This window comes from Salinibacter pepae (assembly GCF_947077775.1).
Classification (GTDB): domain Bacteria; phylum Bacteroidota; class Rhodothermia; order Rhodothermales; family Salinibacteraceae; genus Salinibacter; species Salinibacter pepae.
In genome coordinates this window covers 2,381,179-2,400,042 of record NZ_CAMTTE010000001.1, presented here as the reverse complement: position 1 = coordinate 2,400,042, position 18,864 = coordinate 2,381,179, and the positions used below count along the sequence as shown (strand labels likewise).

The window sequence follows — 18,864 nt, the reverse complement described above, 5'->3', positions numbered from 1 at the left end:
GCAATGTGCGGGAGGCAGATAGGAGAACAAACCTACTGCCTTTGAGACGCTGTCTTATCGTACGCTATCTTATCGTTCCGATTCCGTTACGGCAGCCGACACACAGAGGATCCGCCCCCCGCAGATTGTTGCAGCCGTTCCACATTGTGCCGGCCCACGGGTGCTCTACCCGGCCCCTTCGCTGGTGGCGTCTCGGTGGCGGAGGGCCAGCACGCTTCCAACCACGAGGTTGACGGCGGTGCCCAGGGCCGTGTACCAGGGCCAGCCGATCGTGCGCAGGCTCCTCGCCTCCACACGGGCGTCCGACGGGTTCAGCACAAAGAGCCATCCCTCCGTGGGGCTGTGCCACACGCCGAAAATGACGAGCACCATCGCGCCAATCGAGACGACGAACGCCACGAGCGCGTCGACCTGACGCGTGCCGCGGTGCCACAGGCCGAGCAGGAAGGCGCCGAGCAGGCCCCCGTACGTGAACGAGGCAATCGACAGGCCCAGCTCCACGACGGGGTTGCTGCTGTCCTGGAAGAGGCTCGCGAAGCCGATGAAGACGACGCCCCAGAACAGCGTAAGCAGCCGCGAGACGCGCAGGCCGCGGCCCGCGCTCATGGTGTGGCCCGAGATGCGCTCGTAGAGGTCGTTGACGGAGGAGGACGCCAGCGCGTTGAGGGAGGAGGAGAGCGAGCTCATCGCCGCCGCCACGATGCCGGCCAGGATGAGCCCCGAGAGGCCCGCCGGCAGCCCCTCGATGATGTACTTGGGAAAGACCTCGTCGCCCCGCTGCAGCCCGAGCGCCTCCACCGGCGCGCCGTCGTAGTGGGCCCAGAGGAGCAGGCCCACCCCCAGGAAGAGGGCAAACTGCACCATGACGATGAGGGCACTCCCGACGACCGCCTTCTGACTGTCCGCCTCGCTTCGGCAGGCCAGCAGGCGCTGCACGATGAGCTGGTCGGTGCCGTGAGAGGCCATCGAGAAGATGGCCCCGCCGACCACGGCCGTTCCCAGCGTGTAGGGCTGCGTCCACCAGCGCCCGAACGACGCATCCAGGCCGAGGTCGATCAGATTGGTTTTGCCGGCCGCCGCCGCCTTTCCCCACCACCCCGGCGGCACGTCGCCCAGCAGGAAGCCGATGGCCGCGAGCGCCCCGCCCACGTAGAGCCCCATCTGCACCACGTCCATCCACACGACCGCCCGGATGCCGCCCACCAACGTGTAGACGGCCGTCGCGACGCCGATGACCAGGATGATCTGGAAGTAGGTGGCGTCCAACCCCGACATGTTCGCAATCACCTTCAGCGGGATGGCCGTGGCGAAGAGACGCACGCCGTCGGCCAGCAGGCGCGTTCCCAGAAACGTGACCGACGCGGCCCCCTGCATCGTGGAGCCGTAGCGGTCACCAAGGAACGCGTAGGCCGTCTCCAACTGGCCCGCGTAGTAGCGGGGCAGGACGTACGCCCCGACGAGAATGCGCCCCACCAGGTACCCGAGCGTAATCTGCAGGAAAGTCAGCGTGCCCCCGTACGCCACGGCCGGCACCCCCACCACCGTAAGCGTGCTCGTCTCCGTGGCCACCACGGAAAAGCACACCGCCCACCACGGCAGGTCCCGCCCCCCGAGAAAGTAATCTTCGGTGGACTCCTGGGCCCCGCCCGCCCAGACGCCGAAGGCCGCCACGCCGAGCAGGTATACCGTCAGGACGACGAAATCGAGCGTCGTAAGCATAGGCCGGAGCGGCACGTGGGAACTCAGGAGCGATGGACGCGGGGCTCTTCTCGCATCGGACAACGTCACGGTGAGAGCGCAGAAGCGCGAACACGGCCTCCTATCCTCCTGGCCGCCCTCCAGCCTCCTCCGCCCGACTCTGACTCGCGCGCCTGCACGCCGCGGCACCACACGGCGGACTGGGCGGTGGGGCCCGGTGGGCTCACGCCGGTTCTGCACGCCTCCCGTTGTGGCCGATGTGGCAGGCCGTCCCGCGTGTCGGCAGTGCCACCGCCCCCTCGTCGGACCAGGGGCACCGGATGGCGCCATCGTGCGTCTCCCCCACCGGGCGCACGCATCGAATTTTCTCACTCGTCCAGGCGGCGCGCACGGCGCAGGGCCCCCACGACCGGCTCGTGGCGGAGCACCTCCACGGACCAGTCCGGGACCCGGTCGGCAAGCGCGCGACGGAGGGCCGCCGCGTAGTGCTCGTTCTGGAGCATCCCCCCGAGCAGGGCAATGCGGGGGGCCACGTCGTCCGTCTCACCAAGCAGCCACTCGACCTGGCGCACCAGCTCGTTCACCTGAGCGGTCAGAATGTCCGTCGCCACCGTGTCCCCGTCCGCCGAGGCCTCGATCACGAGCGGCGCCACGTCCTGGAGAGGGGGCCGGTCCTGGTACACCCAATGAATGAGGGCGGCCCGTTCGTCGACGCCGTACTCCTCCGCGACGCGGGGGCGCAGGATCGTGTCGGCCCCGCCGTCGAGGGCCTCCGCGACGGCCCGCAGGCCCGCCTGGCCCACGGCGTACCCGCTGCCGGGATCCCCCAGAAGGTGCCCCCACCCCCAACCCGACGGGCCGTCCCCCCCGCGTCCGGGCCAGCACGACGGAGCCGGTGCCCGCAATGACCACGAGCCCGCTCTCCGCACCGAAGGCCGCGTCCAGGGCAATGCAGGCGTCGTGCACGACCTCGACGGAGACCGACCGGGCGTCGTCCCCAAGTGTTCGGCGGAGCCGGTCGGCGAGGGCCTGCTGCTCGTCGGGGCGGCCGGCCCCGGCCACGCCCGCACAGACCGACAGGTGATCGACGGGCCGTTGGGCCCGAAGGGTTTTTTGTACCAGGGCGGACAGCACCTGGACCGACTGGTCCATCCCGACCCGCTGCGGGTTGGCGGCGGGTCCATGACGGTCGATCCGTCCCGGACACTCCTCGCACTCGGCGAGCAACAGCGTCGTGGAGCCACCGGCGTCAAGGCCGACGAAGAAGGGATTGGCAGACACGGAGAGAGGGCCAGTGTCGAAAGTGAGATGCGGGGTGCGTGCGGGCGCTCCGCCCACAGCCACCGTCTAGTCAACGGTTCTGTTACAACGGGGGTCAGTATAGGCACTGGGGCATAGAACTGGAACGCCCCCGTGGAAGATGGAAGCGGTTCCACCCCCCCCCTTTCGCTCAAAGGGCCGTCTCGGCCGGCCTGGGCGGGAACGGAAAGCAAAACAGGGACCGGTTCCAGGCGGGCTCCTCCGCCGGCCGTCTCTCAAGTCGCCGTTTTTCCCATTGAGCCGCCGTCCAACACCGGAGCCGCGCCCTCAGGGGTCGCCCCCCGCGGGCGCCTGCCCGCAGTCGCACCGTCACTGTTCCGGCGCGGGGCCGGGAAGCAGCGGGCGGGGCGGCCCGTCGATCGCGCGGTGCACGACGTCGGCCGCCCGCGGACGCACCTGCGTGATTTGATCGGCGGTGTCGTCCGGATACACGCGGTTCGTGAGCAGGACGAAGAAGAGGTCCTCCGCCGGATCGACCCAGAACGAGGTGCCCGTGTAGCCGGTGTGCCCGAAGCTCGCTGCCGAAAATTCGTCCCCGGCCGAGGAGTATCCCTCCGCGCTTTTGGTGTCCCACCCGAGGGCCCGCGTGCTGCCCGGCACGTCGGCCTGGGCGGTGAACGTCTCGATCGTCTTGGGCTCCAGGAACTGTCGTCCATCGATTCGCCCCTCGTGGGTCAGCATGTACCCGAACCGGGCCAGATCGGCGGCCGTGGAGAAGAGCCCCGCGTTCCCCGAGACTCCATTCATGTCGCGGGCCATCGGGTCGTGGACGCTTCCCCGGCGCCGCGTGCCCGCGGTGTCGGTCGTGGGCGCCACCCACGCCCGGGTGACATCGGTGTCGTAGAACCCCGTCTGGTCCATCCCGAGCGGCTCGAAGATGTGCGTTCGGCAGAACGCATCGAACGGCCGGCCGCTAATCGTTTCCACGATGCGCATGAGCGCAATCGCGTTGAGCCCGCTGTAGGTGGACCGGGTGCCGGGCGTGTACGTGAGCGGCTGCGCCATGAGGGTGTCGAGGAGCGCCGCGCGCGTCGGGCCGCGCTCGTCGGGGTCCAGGTACGGCTTCAGGCCCGACGAGTGGGCAAGCAGTTGGCGCACGGTGACCGCCTCCTTGCCGTTCTGGGCGAAGTCGGGGAGGTACCGGGCGACCGGGGCGTCCAGTTCCAGCGAGTCGGCCTCGTAGAGCTTCATGACGGCGGTGGTGGTGGCCACCACCTTCGTGAGCGAGGCGAGGTCGTACTGGGTGCCCGTCTGGACCGGTTTCGTCTCGTCGTAGGTATGGTAGCCGTAGGCGTCGAGCCGCGCGAGGGCCGGCCCGCGCCCCACGGCCACGGCGGCGCCCGGAAACGCGCCGTCGAGCATGGCCGAGCGGAGCAGCGTGTCGAGGCGGGCAAGCTGCGCGCCGTCCATGCCCACCGATTCAGGGGGGCCCTCACGGGGCGCGACCGGGGCGAGCCGACGCCCTTCTCCCTTCTCGGCCACCCCCGGAATGGTGACAGGCAGACGCCCCGGCGTGCCGGCGCCGCCCCCGAGCGCCTGCGCGGCGGCCCGCTGCGACGCCTCGCCGGAGCCGTAGGCGGCCAGGATGGCGCCGGGGGCGGGCTCTAAGCCCGTCGGGGCGTAAGGGTTGCCGAAGGCTACGAACGCGACCGGCGTGTCCGTGCCCGCCAGGTCCTCGAGGAAGTCGTGGTGCATGTCGCTGAGGCCGATGGACCCACTCCACGCCTGCACGCGGAGAAAAGACGGCACGACCACGACGTCGTAGTCTGCGGCGTCCGCCAGGTGGTCGTTTACGTCCGTCGAGTCGGAGCGCGGGTCGAGACGACGCGTGTCGAGGGTTTCGATGGCGGGCTGGGCCCGAAGCCGGTCGACAAACGTGTCGCCCGTCCCCGGATATTCACTGTCACTGAGCGTGACGACGAGGGCGTCGTGCTGCTCCGGCGGCGTGAGGGGCAGGAGGGAATCCGCGTTGGCGAGGAGCGTGAGCGACTCGCGGGCCACCGTGCGGGCCAGCACCTCGTGGGACCGCTGCGCCACGCGGTGCCGGGTCGTGTCGAGCGAGACCCGCCGCGTCTCGTGGAGGCGGAGGTCCTGCTTCACCCTCAGGAGCCGCCGCACCGAGTCGTTGATCTCGGTCGTGTCGATGCGCCCGCTGGTCACCGCCTGCCGGACCGCCTGGTGTGCCGCGTGCGGGTTGGTGGACATGAGCACGAGGTCCGCCCCCGCCTCCAGCACGCGCACCGCCGTCTCGCCGACGCCAAACGTGCGGGTGACGGCCTGCATGTTCAGGGCGTCGGTCACCACGAGCCCGTCGAACCCGAGCTCCTCCCGCAGAAGATTGTGCGTGACCGGTCGCGAAAGCGTCGCGGGCACACTGTCCGACTGCGCCAGGGACGGCAGCGCGAGGTGCCCGGTCATCACACTCCGCACCCCTGCGTCGAGCGTCTGCCGGAACGGCGGCAACTCAAGGGTGTCGAGGCGCCCCCGGTCGAAGCGGAGCACGGGCAGATTGATGTGCGAGTCCACGTCCGTGTCGCCGTGGCCGGGAAAGTGTTTCACCGTCGCGAGGGTGCCGCCGCGCTGCGCCCCCCGGGTGAAGGCCGACGCCATGGTCCCCACCAGGGAGGGCGACTCGCCGAACGAGCGGACGTTGATGATGGGGTTCTTGGGGTTGTTGTTGACGTCCGCCACCGGCGCGTAGAGCTGGTGCACACCGAGCGCACGGGCCTCCCGGGCCGTTGCGTAGCCCACCCGGTAGGCGTGGGACGCGTCCCGCGTGGCCCCGATCGCCATGGCCGGCGGGAACGAGGTGGCCGCGTCGATGCGCATGCCCACGCCCCACTCCGTGTCCTGCGCCACGAGGAGGGGCCGTTCGGCCTTCGCCTGCAGGTCGTTGGCCATCGCAATCTGGGTCATCGGCGTGCCCGGCCCGAAGATGAGCCCGCCCGCCCCAAACTCCTCGACGAGCGCGACGGTCTCGCGGTACGAGGGGGTATTCGCGTTTTGGAATTCCCCGTCGATCCGGACCACGAAGAGCTGCGCGATCTTCTCGTCGAGCGTCATGTCCCGAAACTGGCGCCCGGCCCAGCTCGATTTGGGCGGGGCCTCCGCCGTGTCCGCAGCCCCCCGATCCGACATCGAGGGCCCCGCCGAGAGGGGGACCGGGCCCGGCGCCCCAAAAATTAGAGCGGCGACCGCGAGAATGACCACGAGCCCCGCGGCCATGAACGAGCGTCGAGACGAAGACATCATGGTGGCACAAGCCGTTCAGAAAACACGCAGACTCCCCCTCTTTCCCCCTATCGTTCTTCCGTCGCGTCCTTCTCCTCTTTCATTTCAATCAGCGAGATCTCGTCCCGCTGCAGGTCCCGCCACAGGTACGCCGCCGCCGTCAGCGCGACCGCGATGCAGCCGGCGCCCCAGAGCGTCCACCCCAGAATGAGATACCCGGTGCCGAAGAGGGTGCTGTACACGAGCACGACCCCCACGAGCCAGTCGAGCGCTAGGCGCCCGAGCCCGGAGTCCGGCGTCACGTCGGGGTGTCGCTCCGCCACGGGCGTCCAGCCGGGCCCGCCGGGATGGACCGTCCGGTAGAACGCATCGAGCGTCTCCGCGTCGGTCGGGCGCGTGAGGAAGGTGGCCGCGAGCCAGACGACCGTCGTAAACCCGACCACCGAGTAGAGGTTCAGGGGAAAGTCCGCCTGCAGGCCCGGCACCTGCACCCCAAACACGTTGAGCACGAGGGCCGTCACGGTCAGCCCGATCGGGGCCAGGGTGGCCGCCATCTCGCTCCACGCATTTACGCGCCACCAGTACCAGCGCAGGATGAGAACGAGCCCCAGCCCGGCGGAGGCGGACAGCAGCAGGCCCCACGCCTCGGCGATGGTGTCCAGGAAGAGGGTGACGACGAGGCTCAGCAGGGCCACCCCGAACGTGAGGACCCGCGAGACGCGCACGTAGTGGGCCTCGTCCGCGTCGGGCCGCACGAAGCGCCCCCAGAAGTCGTTGACGAGGTACGAAACGCCCCAGTTCAGCTGCGTGGACACCGTGCTCATGAACGCCGCCAGGAAGGACGCGAAGAGGAGCCCGAGCAGGCCGGGCGGCAGCACGTCCTTCATCACCAGGACGAACCCGGCGCGCGGCTCGTCGAGGTCCGGGTACAGCACCAGTGCGGCCAGCGCCACGATGATCCAGGGCCAGGGGCGCAGGCAGAAGTGGGCGATGGTGTACCAGAGCGTGGCGAAGAGGGCATTCGGCTCGTCCTTCGCGCTCATCATGCGCTGCGCGATGTAGCCGCCGCCGCCCGGCTCGGCCCCTGGATACCAGCTGGCCCACCACTGCACCCCGGCGTACGCCGCGAAGGCCAGCGCCGAGAGCGAAAAGGTGGCGGCCCCCTCCGCCGCCCCGCCGATCGTGGGCAGCAGGTTGAACGTCTCGTCCGGAAGCTGCTCGCGAAGGCCCGCCACCCCGCCAATCTCCGGCATGTCGAGCACGAGCACGGCGAGCGCAATCGTGCCCCCCATCGCCACCACGAACTGGAACAGGTCCGTCACCATCACGCCCCAGAGCCCCGACAGCAGCGCGTAGACGGCCACCAGCAGGATCAGCCCGCCCGTCACCACGAGCGCCGCGCTCATCTCCCGCCCCAGCACCGAAAACGCCGCCTGCCCGAACAGGGTGAGGTCGGGGAAGAGCCGGTCGATCACCGTCTCCATCGCCAGCGACACCCACCCGATGATGAGGATGTTCAGCAGAAGGCCGAAAAAGAGCGCCTTCAGGCCACGCAGCCACGCGGCCACCCGCCCGCTGTATCGGAATTCGACGAACTCCACGTCCGTCATGACGCCGCTTCGGCGCCAGAGGCGGGCAAAGAAGAAGACGGTAAGCATCCCCCCGATGGCGGCGTTCCACCAGAGCCAGTTGCCCGCGATGCCGTTCTGGGCCACAATCTCCGTCACCAGAAGCGGCGTGTCGACGGCAAACGTGGTGGCCACCATGCTCGTCCCGGCCAGCCACCAGGGCATCGCGCGGCCCGACAGAAAGAACTCCGAGGTGTCCTCCCCGGCCCGCTGGTAGAAGTAGAGCGCGATGCCAAAGGAGAGGATCAGGTAGGCGGCGACAAAAAACCAGTCGAAGCTTGTCACGGACAGGGGCGGGGCCAACCAGGAAAAACAAACAGAGAGACGGCGCGGGCGGAGGGGTCAGGCGGCCTCGGGCACGGGCCGTCCCATGCGGGAGCGTCCACGGCGGCGCGCCCAGGGCCCGCCGGTCGACGACTGTGACTCAACGCCCTCTTCCTCCGCTCGATTTCGGGTATTCGGATCGGTCCGGGCCCCGAGTTTCACAGTCCGAGCCGGCTCCACAGTGGGGTCCAAAGATCGCTGCCAACTGGTCATGGCGAGACGCAAAACGGCTGCTCAGTTCGACGTGTGGGCGCCGTCCTCCTCCGGCCTCACTCCCCGGTCACCCAGACCTTTCCGTCCTGACGGATGTGCACGGTCGTTCCCTCCGCCCCGGGCGCCGCGATTTCGTACATCGTCTGGGTCGTGCGGAGCGTGGGGGCAAAATCGCGCTCGGGAAGCTGCACGTTCGAGGCGTTGAGGGCCGCGAGGGACCCGGCGTACGTGCCATGCGCCTCGTGGTGCGCCCGCTGACGGTGGTAGAGGCGCCGCAGGGCCGCCTTGACGCGCCGATTGGGGCGCTCGTCGACGGACACGGTCGCGGTGCCGACCTCGGCGTCCGCGAACTGCACGATGCCCCAGTGTTCGGGCCGGTGCATGTCGATGGCTCCCTGCGGCGACCACACCCAGTTGCGCTCCGGATGCGCCTTCGTGGTGTCGAGGTCCTTTTCGTAGGTGCCATTCTTGACGGCAAGGGGCCAGTCGACCCGCGAGAAGTTGAGGCGCCACTGCTCGCCGGCCTGGGGCGGACGTCCGCCGGGAGCGGCCTCTTCCAACGACGACCACGGCAGCTTTATCTCCACCGTCCACCCGTCGTCGGTGTCCGAGGGGTCGTTGAGTGTGCCCTGCACGTGCACGGCCGCGTCGATGCCCCGTACGTCCCAGGCGTCGACGGCCGGTCCGCCGTCGCGGTAGGGCTTCAGGAGCATCAGGTCCCACACGGTCTCGAGCGCGTTCACCTCCACCTCGTAGTAGTTGTGCGTCGTTCCGTTGGGGTCGATGAAGACCTCGAAGTCATCGTCGTAGTACACCACCGTGTCCCGCTGGGTGAGGGTGCCCCACACGTCCGGCTCCTCGAGGGAGGCCGCCACGTAAAGGGCCTCGTCGTCCCACAGCATCTTGGCCCGGGTGCGGAACCGCGGCGTCGGGGCGTCGCGCCCACGAATGTCGACGAAGTCGGCGGTCCACGGCGCCGCGGCCCAGTCGCGTTCGTCGAGCCGCCCGTCCACCGCAATCGGTCCGGACGCGCGGTAGATGGCGTAGGTGCGCGGGGGCGCCTCGCTCTCGGGATTGTTGTTCGCGGCGTCCCCCGAGGGCCGCCCCACCAGGGCGGAGACCGACTCGCCCCCTGCGAGGACGAGAACGAAAACGCCGACGATCGTCGTCAAGAGAAAGCGTCGCATGGAACCGCGGGCCGACGGGAAAAGCAGCGCCCCACAGAATAGAAGGCACAGGATCGGTCCGCAATGGGGACGGAAAATCGGAACCGCTTCCAAACCCTCGGTGGCAAAATGAGGGGCGTCACGAGGCGACGCATCGTTCGACCGAGCCCCCGCCTGCGGTCTTCGTGGTGGGATGTCCGTCGTCTGTTTCGGCCGCGGGACGTTCCGCCGTGGGGCCCCCAAGCTACGGGTTCTGCCGGGCCCCGCAGCTCTGCCGTACCACGAGCTCCGGCTCAAGCTCCGTGTGCTCGGGATCGGGCTCGGCGTTTTCGATGTGGTCGATGAGCAGGTCGATCGCCGCCTGTCCCTTCTCGTACACCGGCTGGCGGACGGTCGTAAGCGGGGGAATGGTGTACTGGGCAGCGGGCAGGTCGTCGAACCCGACGAGTGCGACCTCGTCGGGGACCGCGTAGCCGGCCTCGTTGAGCGCGAGCAGGGCGCCCATCGCCATCGTGTCGCTGGCACAGAACAGGGCCCGGGGCATCCGCCCCTGTTCCGCCCACGCCCGGACGATGGAGTGCCCGCTCTCTTGGGAGTAGTCCCCCTCGGCGACGTGCCGGTCCGACACTGCAATCCCGGCCTCCGACAGGGCCCGCTCGACGCCCTGTCGCCGGTGTGCGGACTCCTCCAGGGCCCGACTTCCCAGAATCAACCCGATCTCTTCGTACCCGAGGTCGCAGAGGTGACGGCCCGCCTCGTACCCCCCTTGCTCGTTGTCGATGTCGACGGAGCTGAACGCGTCCCAGCTCGTGTCCTGTCCGATGAGCACCGTCGGCGCCCCGTCCGCCTCGAGCGTCGACGCCACGAGGTCCGTAACCTCCGTCGTCACCAGGACGTACCCGTCGAACCGGGAATCCCGGGCCCGGTCCTCAATCTCGTCTTCCATCCGGTCGGAGACCATCGACAGCGATACGAAATACCCACGCTCCAGGCACCGCTCGAAGAGCCCCGAGTACAGCAGCGGCCAGTAGCCGTTGGCCAGCGACTCGTCTCCCCGCCGGGGGGTCAGCACACTAATCTCGAAGGAGCGGTCGGTGGCGAGGCTCCGGGCCACCGAGCTGGGGCGGTAGTCGTGCTCTTCGATCACCCGCATCACCCGCTCTCGGGCCTCCTCGCTGACGTTGGGGTGGTCGTTCAGCACGCGGGACACCACCGACCGGGAGACGTACGCCAGCTCGGCCACCTGATCAATGGTCATGTCGTCCTCCATGGCGAGATTGGGGCGAGTGTTAAAAAGTCGACGAACCCATCGCGCACACAGAACCGAGGGGGCGGCACTGGGCCTCCGGAGACAGGGACTTTGCCGTATTTATAAGATAGGACGTCGGAACGAAGGAGACAACCCGTGGAGTGCCTCGACGGCGTACGCCCCCCGGACCGCCTTTTCTCGCCCCCCGCGCGGCCGGCCTCATTCTGCCCCCGGGACCGGACGCGCCTCCCCCACGCTCCATCCGCTTCGCGGCGGGACAGCCCCCGTCGCAAGTCCTACGGGGACGTGGGGACCGTGACGGTCCGGCCGCCCCGCCCCAGCGTGTCGAACGTCCGCAGTCGGACGGGGGCCCCCTCAGGGACCGAGACCGGGCCGGTGTATCGGGGCGACGTGGCGGTCGGGCGGGTGCCGTCGGTGGTGTAGCGGACCGCCAGCCCGGGCAGGGCCACGTTCGCCCTCAGCGTGCCCGCCTCCACCGTGGCCCCGGGCGGGGGAAGCCGGTACGACCAGTCCGGATGGCGAATGCTCAGGCGGGGCAGCTCACGGTGCCCGAGCCGATTTGCAAACGCCGTCCATGCCTCGGCCCGCCGGGCCCGGAGGGCTCCGCTGTCGTCGAGCGTGGCCCAGCCGGGCCGCGGGGCCCACGCCCGTTCGGCGAGGCTCAGAAGCCGCGGGACGGCCATGTACTCCATCCGGTCGGTGTCGCGCAGGGTCTCCCCCCAGAGCTGTCCCTGCAGGCCCCGAATGTTGTTCCGCGCGGTGTCGGCCAGGCGCGCGTGGTCGGCGAAGGCCGTATCGGGGTCGATGGGGTGCCCCATCCTCGTGCGGTCGGCGCTCTTGTAGAGGTCGAACGGCACGAAGGCAAACGGGGCCTTCGTATCGACGAAGCCGGCCCAGTAGTAGCCGTCCTCGCGGGGGTGCTTGTTGTAGGCCATGTCGAAATAAAAGTTGGTGGCCTGTGACATCACCACGTCGTAGCCCGCATTGGCCAGCCGGTAGGCGCGGTCCTCCGTCCCGCCGCCCCAGATGTTGCTCCAGACGTAGGGCCGGACGCCCTCGTCGACCAGGGCCTCGTTCGGGGTCGTGGCTGCGGACCGGTGATCGGCCTCTTCCAGCCCCACCTCTTCCCACCCCGCCATGGCGATCCCCCGCGTGGCGAGTGTGTCCTGAAACCGGCCCAGGAAGTGCCCGAAGAGATCGTCGGCCCCATCGACCCCCTCGGTGCGCGTGATGTAATCGTCGCAGATGGGAGACCCCGCCCACGCGCCCGCCGGCACCTCGTCCCCGCCCACGTGGACGGCCGGGAGCGGCGCCCCCGCCGTGTCGTGCAACCCCCGAAGTTCGTCCACGACGGCCGTGAGGAAGCGGTAGGTCGACGGCTGGCAGACGTTCATCACGTTGTCGTCCCAGCCCTGCACCGACTCGTAGGTCGACGCATCGTCTGGGTCATGCAGCCGGTAGCGCCGCGCCGCCGCCGTGTCGCCGTCCGCCCGGAGTCGGCCCGTCCGGGCCTCCATGGCCTGGATGGCGGCCCGGGCGTGTCCGGGCACGTCGATCTCGGGGAGCACGGTGATGTGTCGCGCCGCGGCGTACCGGAGAATCTCGAGATAGTCCGCCTGGCTGTACCACCCGCTCCCGGCAGAGGCGGTGGGACTGGGGTTGGGCCCCGACCCGTAGGACGGCATCAGGTGATCCTGCTCAGTAAGCGTATGGCCGCGGCGCCCCCCGACGCGGGTCAGCTCGGGCAGGCCCTCGACGGCGAGGCGCCACCCCTCGTCGTCGGTGAGGTGGAAGTGAAAGGTGTTCAGCTTGTAGAACGCCATCACGTCGAGCAGCCGCTTCACCGCCGCCACCGACTGCATGTTGCGCGCCACGTCGAGGTGGAGCCCCCGATAGCCGAATCGGGGCGCGTCCAGAACCTGGACGGCAGGCACGTCCACCGGCGACGACGGCGCCCGGTAGGCCGCCACCGGGAGCCAGGCCTCCAGGCTTTGCCCCCCGTAGAACACGCCCGCGTCGGTCGCGCCCGTGATGACGATGCCCGTGTCCGGATCGACCGTGAGCCGGTAGGCCTCGGCCGACGCCGTATCGACGGCGGGCGGCGTCCCCTCCGCGCGGCGGAGTGTGATGGCGGCGGCCGAATCCGTCCGTGTCGTTCGGGGCCGTCGTCCCAGCACGTCGGCCAGTCCGTCCGCGAGCTGGCGGGCCTCGGCGGCCAGCCCCGCCTCGTAGCGGATGGTCGCGTCCGCCCGGAGCGCAAACGCCCCGGGGCGCCGGTGGATGGAGTCCGGCGTCGGCACAATGCGGCCCTCCGCGTCGGGCGGGCGGGCCGTGAGGGAGCGGTGGTCCGCGTACCGGGTCGCGGGGGTCGGGACGGGCCATGCGTCGTTCGGGCCCCGGGACGTCTGGGCGGGACGGGTGAAGGGCTCGACCGTCACGTCCGACACGGCGGCGGGCGGCCCGGGTCGGCCCTCCGCGTCCCTGAACACGACGTAGAAGCCGGCCGGGGCATCGATGCGCTTGATGACCGACCCGGTGGCCTCGACCGTGAATTGCAGCTGGTCGCCGGGCTCGATCGGGGTGAAGTCGGCGTCCGGCTCCAGCCGATAGAAGTCGCCGTTGATCCGCGTGATGCGCACCGGCGCCGTCACGCTCGCCGGGTCGATCTGGCGCGAGAAGTTGAAGTAGAGCGTCCACTGGGTCGCCCCCAGCGCCACGTCCCCGTGGTTCGCAATCGTGAACGACGACCGAAATCGGTTTCCGTCGTCCACCCGATTCGTCTCCACGCCCCAGCGGATGGAAAGCGCGTCGGCGGACGGATGCGCGGCGTCGGGCTGGGCGTGCGCGGCCAAGGGCCCGCCAAAAAGCAGAAGGAAGACGGAAAGCAAAGTGTAACGCATGGAGCGGGCGGAGCGCAGGCGGAAAACAAGCAAAGAAAAAAGGAGGGCCGTGGAGGCCCTCCCCTGTGGTTTTCTCGGCGGAAACGGCAGGCCCCCGAGCTCATTCGGCGCACTGGTCGGCGTACGCCCCACAGTCCCACCACACCCGCGCCGTGAGGCGGTTCGACTGCGTGATGTTCTGCCGCTCGCGGGCCTCCTGGTAGTTGTCGCCGTTGAGGTCCCTCTCGTCCTGTGGATAGTCCAGACGCCGAATGAACTGGCCGCCGGTGTCCCCTTCCTCCGGAGCAGGAGTCAGCTCCGGGTAGCCCGACCGACGCCAGTTCGACCAGGATTCGATCCCGTTGAAGAAGGTCGCCGCCCAGTACTGGTTGTTGATCGCCCGCAGGCGCGCTTCTCGTCCACTCGGGAGAGAATTGTCGGAGAGATACTGGGTGATCTCCGAATCGCTCACGCTCGTGTTCTCTCCGTACCGGGTGATATAGTTCATGGCCGCCCGCACCCCTGCTTCGTAGTGGGCCTCCGCCGATCCGGGCACGTTCCAGCCCCGCACCGCCGCCTCGGCAAGCATCAGCTCGACCTCCGCATAGGTCTGGAAGAACATCGGGTCGTTTCGGTCCCGAAGGTTCGGGTGGATGCGCGTGTACTGATCGAGGGCGTCGGTGTACTCGTTGCTCGCCGCGAGTTCGTTGTTATCAAACCCGTTGGGCATACCGCGCTGCTGGGCCGGATCCTCGACCAGCGCACTGTCGAGCCCCCCCGGAGCGAGCGCTCCATACTCGGTGAGACGGGGGTCGCCGTTCTCCTTCATCCAATCCACGAACGTCTCGCTGAGCCACTGTCCCGGGAAGCTCTGCATGACCTCACTGTGGGCGTTCGTGTTGAAGCCTGCCGGACCGCCCGACGGCCCCGATTGGTGAGGCACGTAGGCATCATCGTCGACACTCTGCATGACCCCCCCGTCGGCGTTGACCGCCTCCTCGGCCCAGCTCTGTGCCAGGTCCGGCCGCACCTTCACGACACGGAGGGCCAGGCGCAACTGCAGCGAGTTGGCGAATCGTTTCCACTGCTCGATGTCGCCCCCGAAGAACAGATCTGCGCTCCCGAACGTGGGCTGCGACGCCTCGAACTGGTCAACCGCCGCCCGGAGCTCATCGTGCAGGTCCATGTAAATGCTGTCCTGGCGTGTGTAGTGGGGCGTGAATTCGCCCTCCAGCGCGCCCTGCCCCGCCTCGAAGTAGGGAATGTCCCCGTAGACATCGGTGAGGCGCTGAAACGTGAGCACGCGCATGATGCGGGTGGCCGCCAGCCGGTTGACCTGCTCGGGTTTTCCCTCCAGCTCGTTGATGAGATTCTCCGCGTTGGTCACGGTGCGGAGAAAATTCGACCCATTGGGCCCGCCTCCGTACCGCGTGTCGAAGAGGGACGCCGACCAGGCCCCCACGTACTGGTTGAAATTGCCCGCGTAGAAGCCCGGGTTTGCGATGTGCTGCACGATCGGCATCGTGTAGATCAGATTCGTGCGCCACATATCAAACCGGCTCCCAGAGACCCCGAGCTGGAGCGTTGTGAACTCCAGGTCCGGGTTCGGATCATTGGCGGTCGTGGGGTCCTCGTTCGTGTCCCCGAAGTCCCCCACTCCATCGCAGGACAGGAGGACGAGTGCCAGCACTCCGACGGAGAGGAGGGAAGCAACACGAGCAATTCGCGAGCGAGTCAGAAACGACATGGCGGAAGTATGTGGAGTAAGGGGGAAAGCAGAGGAGATCGGGGTGGGCCCGCAGTCAGAACCGGAGATTGACCGATGCACCAATGCTGCGCGACTGCGGAACGCCCGCCTGCTCGAAGCCCGGCGTGGCTTCGCTGTTGTAGCTCGACTCGGGACTGATATTCGGCACCGAGTCGTACAGGTAAAACAGGTTTCGGCCCACCACCGAAACGCTCGCACTACGCACCGGCACACGGCTCATCACGCTGCTCGGGAGGTCGTAGCTCAACCGGAGCTGGCGGAGCTTGATGAAGTTGGCGTCGTAGACGAACTCCTCGGCAATCTCCCCGGAGATCCGTCCGTAGTACTCGGAGGGCCGAACGCCGACATCGTTCTCGCGGTCGACGGTGACCTCCCCCTCGCCGTTCACGCTGCCGATCACGCCTTCTCCGACAAAGCAGTCCTCCGGGTACCGGCCGTTTGAGCCAGCCTGCTCGTCACAGGCCGCCCGGGCGTCGAGCGTCGCCTTGTGGAGGCCGTTGCCGTAGGCGTTGGCGTTGGTTCCGGAGAAGACCTTGCCGCCCCACTTCGCATCGACCAGAAAGTCCAGGCTGACATTCTGGTAGGAAATTGTGTTCGAGAAGCCGAGCGTCCAGTCGGGGGCGCCGGTGCCCAGCACTTCTTTCTCGCCCGACAGCGGAAGCCCGTCCTCCCCGTGGACGATGCGGCCCTGATCGTCGCGGACGTACGTGTTCCCATAAATCGCATTGGCCGGCTGCCCAACAACCTGGGCAATGTTGGCCGTGGCCAGCCGGTTTTCCGGCCCTACCCGCACATCGAGGCCCGGCGCGAGGGACTCGACCTCGCTCCGGTTCGCCCCGAAATTGACCCGCGAATCCCAGGTCCAATCTTCTGTCGAGAACGGGATCGACGTGAGGAGCAACTCCACGCCCGTGTTTCGGATCTCACCGCTGTTTGCCGTCCGCGCCGTGTAGCCCGACGCCGACGAGACGGTGACGTCCAGAATCTGGTCGACCGTGCTACGCCGATACCAGGTAAAGTCCACGCCGAACCGGTCGTTGAAGAACTGCGTCTCGAATCCGAGCTCAATCTCCCGCGTGGACGTCGGCTTCAGGTCGAGCAGGGGTACGCTCAGCTGGGTGATCGTTTCGAGGGCCTGCCCTTGGTGCTGCCCGATGATGCCATAGGTCAGACTGGTCCGGTACGGGTCCGTATCGCCCCCGATCTCCGCCCAGGACGCCCGGACCTTTCCGTAGCTCAGTGCGTCCGGCAGGTCGAAGGCGTCGGTGAAGACGAAGCTTCCGCTCACCGACGGGTATACGAATGGATTGTTGTCCTCCGGAATCGTCGAAGACCAGTCCCCTCGTGTCGTCAGCGTGAGGAACAGGTAGTCCCGGTAGGTGAAGGACGCCGACCCGAAGAAGGAGCGGATTTGCTGCTCCGAGAAGTCGTAGTTGCGAGTGGGGTTGGCCGTGTTGGAGATCGTCTCCAGGTCGGGAATGCTGAAGTTTCGCCCAAAGACGCCCACCAGTTCAAACTGGCGGTGTCGCAGACTGCCCCCCACGTCGAGCCGGAGCGAAAGCTCATCGGTGAGGGAGGGCGTCGCGGTCGCCAAAAGCTTCGAGTTGCTCTCCCACACCCGGTAGGTGTCCTCGGTCATGGCTCCGCCCGGCTCGAACGCAGACCCGAACGCATCGACGTTCGTGCGTCGGAGCGAGTACCAGTCGAGCCCCGTTTGTCCCTGTAGGGAAAGCCAGTCGTTGATCGAGTAGTTCAGGTTGACGTTTCCGAGAATACGGTCCTTGTCGTCGTCGGCCTCCAGTTCATTGACGGCCCAGTAGGGGTTGGTCGGAAGCCCGTCGGACGTAAACTGCTTCTCAACGCCCTCCTCGGTCGCACCCGGCTGCAGGGCGCTTTTGGGAATGTTGTTCGGCAGGAACGAGATCAGGTAGTTCGGATTCCGGGCCGCATCGTTCAGAAACGTCCGGTTGTCCGTGAGCTCATTCTGGTACGTAACGCTCGCGTCGGCCGTGAGGCCCCCGAGTCGGGTCTGCCCCCGAAGGTTGATGTTGGTCTGCTCGTACCCCGAATTCGGGACGACGCCTTCGGTGTTCTGGTGCGACGCCGACAAGCGGAGCGAAGTGTTCTCGAAGCCTGCATTGATCGACAGCGAGTGCCGCTGCGAGAGTCCGGTTCGGTAAAACCCCTGCCGGTCGGCCACATCGTCGTACGGCCGCGCCGTCCCGTCAAATTGAGGGGCCTCGTCCACCTCACCAAGCGGGGCCCCCCAACTCGAAAGACCGGCGCTGAGCGCCGCGTCCTGATTCGACGGCGCCCGGCCCTGCGTGCCTTGTCCGTACTGGCTTTGGAAGTCGGAGAAGCCACTGATCACATCCTTGGCCGTGACCGTGGAGCTGTACTGCACGTTCACCTCCCCCGGGGCCGACGTGCGGCCCGTCTTCGTCGTGATCAGTACCACCCCGTCTCGGGCCCGGGTGCCGTACAGCGCGGCGGCCCCGGCCCCCTTCAGCACGGAGATGTCCGAGATGTTCTCCGGGCTCACTACCGACAGCGCACTTCCTCCATCCCGGCCGCCAAACTTGCCGGCCCCTCCAATGACCGTGTTGTCGATGGGAACCCCGTCCACGATGAAGAGCGGGTCGTTATTTCCCGCAATCGACGAGACGCCCCGAATGTTGATGCTCGAGGATGAGTTCGGACCCGACGCATTGGAGCTGAGAACCAGTCCCGGTACGTTTCCCTGTAGCAAGTTTGCCGGATTGGATTCCGTAACGTCCACGAGGTCCTGGGCCTCAATACTGCTCGTCGCGTAGCCTACGGAGCGCTGCTGCCGCTCGATGCCAAGCGCCGTCACGACAACCCCCTCAAGCTCCTGCGATTCCGTCTCGAGCACGACGCGAATCTCCGAGCGCCCGTCGACCGGAACCGTTTTCGTCTGGTACCCGATGAACGAAAACGTGAGGGTGTCCTGGGGACTGTCCACCGCAAGGCGGAACCCTCCGTCCGGGCCCGTAACGGTCCCTCGGCTGGTGCCCGCCTCCCGAATGTTCACCCCCGGAAGCGGAGACTGATTGTCGGCGGACACGACGGTGCCGGTCACCTCAAAGTCCTGTGCGTGCACGGCCTGCACTCCCCCCGGCAGCCCGCAGGCAAGCAGTGCCCCGAAGACGGCCGTCAACACGATCTTAAAAGACGAACACGAAGAAACGAAGGGAGGCATGGCGGCGTGACCTGCAGTCCGTGAGGGGGGAGCGCACTAGAGACGGCGTCGTGGACGTTCCAGACCGTCCGATTTTGGTTGACCTACTGCTTCGCATCGACGGCCTGTCCGATGGATGCGCTTCCATGATACCCCGACGGGGTCTGT

Annotated in this window: 8 protein-coding genes and 1 pseudogene; all 9 read right to left on the bottom strand. The window is 67.9% G+C overall.

Annotation, left to right across the window (positions count from 1 at the left end; all coding sequences use genetic code 11):
* Positions 1-165: 165 nt before the first annotated feature.
* The 9 genes and pseudogenes from OJA40_RS09970 to OJA40_RS09930 all read right to left on the bottom strand — a co-directional run bounded on the left by OJA40_RS09970 (position 166) and on the right by OJA40_RS09930 (position 18,717).
* Positions 166-1,719: a sodium:solute symporter gene (locus tag OJA40_RS09970; RefSeq protein WP_263810551.1), complete on the bottom strand. Its 1,554-nt coding sequence runs from the start codon at positions 1,717-1,719 to the stop codon at positions 166-168.
* A 347-nt stretch (positions 1,720-2,066) separates the two neighbouring features.
* Positions 2,067-2,979 (bottom strand): annotated as a pseudogene (locus OJA40_RS15495) (N-acetylglucosamine kinase).
* A 348-nt stretch (positions 2,980-3,327) separates the two neighbouring features.
* The gene (locus OJA40_RS09960) at positions 3,328-6,270 is read right to left on the bottom strand and encodes a serine hydrolase domain-containing protein (protein ID WP_263810547.1); all 2,943 of its coding nucleotides are present in this window, start codon (positions 6,268-6,270) and stop codon (positions 3,328-3,330) included.
* A gap of 47 nt (positions 6,271-6,317) precedes the next feature.
* Positions 6,318-8,162 (bottom strand): sodium:solute symporter family protein, encoded by a 1,845-nt coding sequence (locus tag OJA40_RS09955; protein WP_103017419.1) that lies wholly within the window; start codon positions 8,160-8,162, stop codon positions 6,318-6,320.
* Between the two features lie 308 nt (positions 8,163-8,470).
* The gene (locus OJA40_RS09950) at positions 8,471-9,601 is read right to left on the bottom strand and encodes a carbohydrate-binding family 9-like protein (protein WP_259081615.1); all 1,131 of its coding nucleotides are present in this window, start codon (positions 9,599-9,601) and stop codon (positions 8,471-8,473) included.
* 223 nt (positions 9,602-9,824) lie between these two features.
* Complete coding sequence (locus OJA40_RS09945) at positions 9,825-10,850, bottom strand: LacI family DNA-binding transcriptional regulator (protein WP_240328363.1); 1,026 nt, start codon at positions 10,848-10,850, stop codon at positions 9,825-9,827.
* Positions 10,851-11,125: 275 nt separating this feature from the next.
* Entirely contained in the window at positions 11,126-13,750 is a 2,625-nt protein-coding gene (locus OJA40_RS09940; protein ID WP_263810545.1) for a family 20 glycosylhydrolase, read from the bottom strand.
* Between the two features lie 100 nt (positions 13,751-13,850).
* Positions 13,851-15,476: a SusD/RagB family nutrient-binding outer membrane lipoprotein gene (locus OJA40_RS09935; RefSeq protein WP_263810544.1), complete on the bottom strand. Its 1,626-nt coding sequence runs from the start codon at positions 15,474-15,476 to the stop codon at positions 13,851-13,853.
* 55 nt (positions 15,477-15,531) lie between these two features.
* On the bottom strand, positions 15,532-18,717 hold the full coding sequence (locus OJA40_RS09930; protein ID WP_263810543.1) for a SusC/RagA family TonB-linked outer membrane protein: 3,186 nt from the start codon (positions 18,715-18,717) through the stop codon (positions 15,532-15,534).
* Positions 18,718-18,864 lie beyond the last annotated feature (147 nt).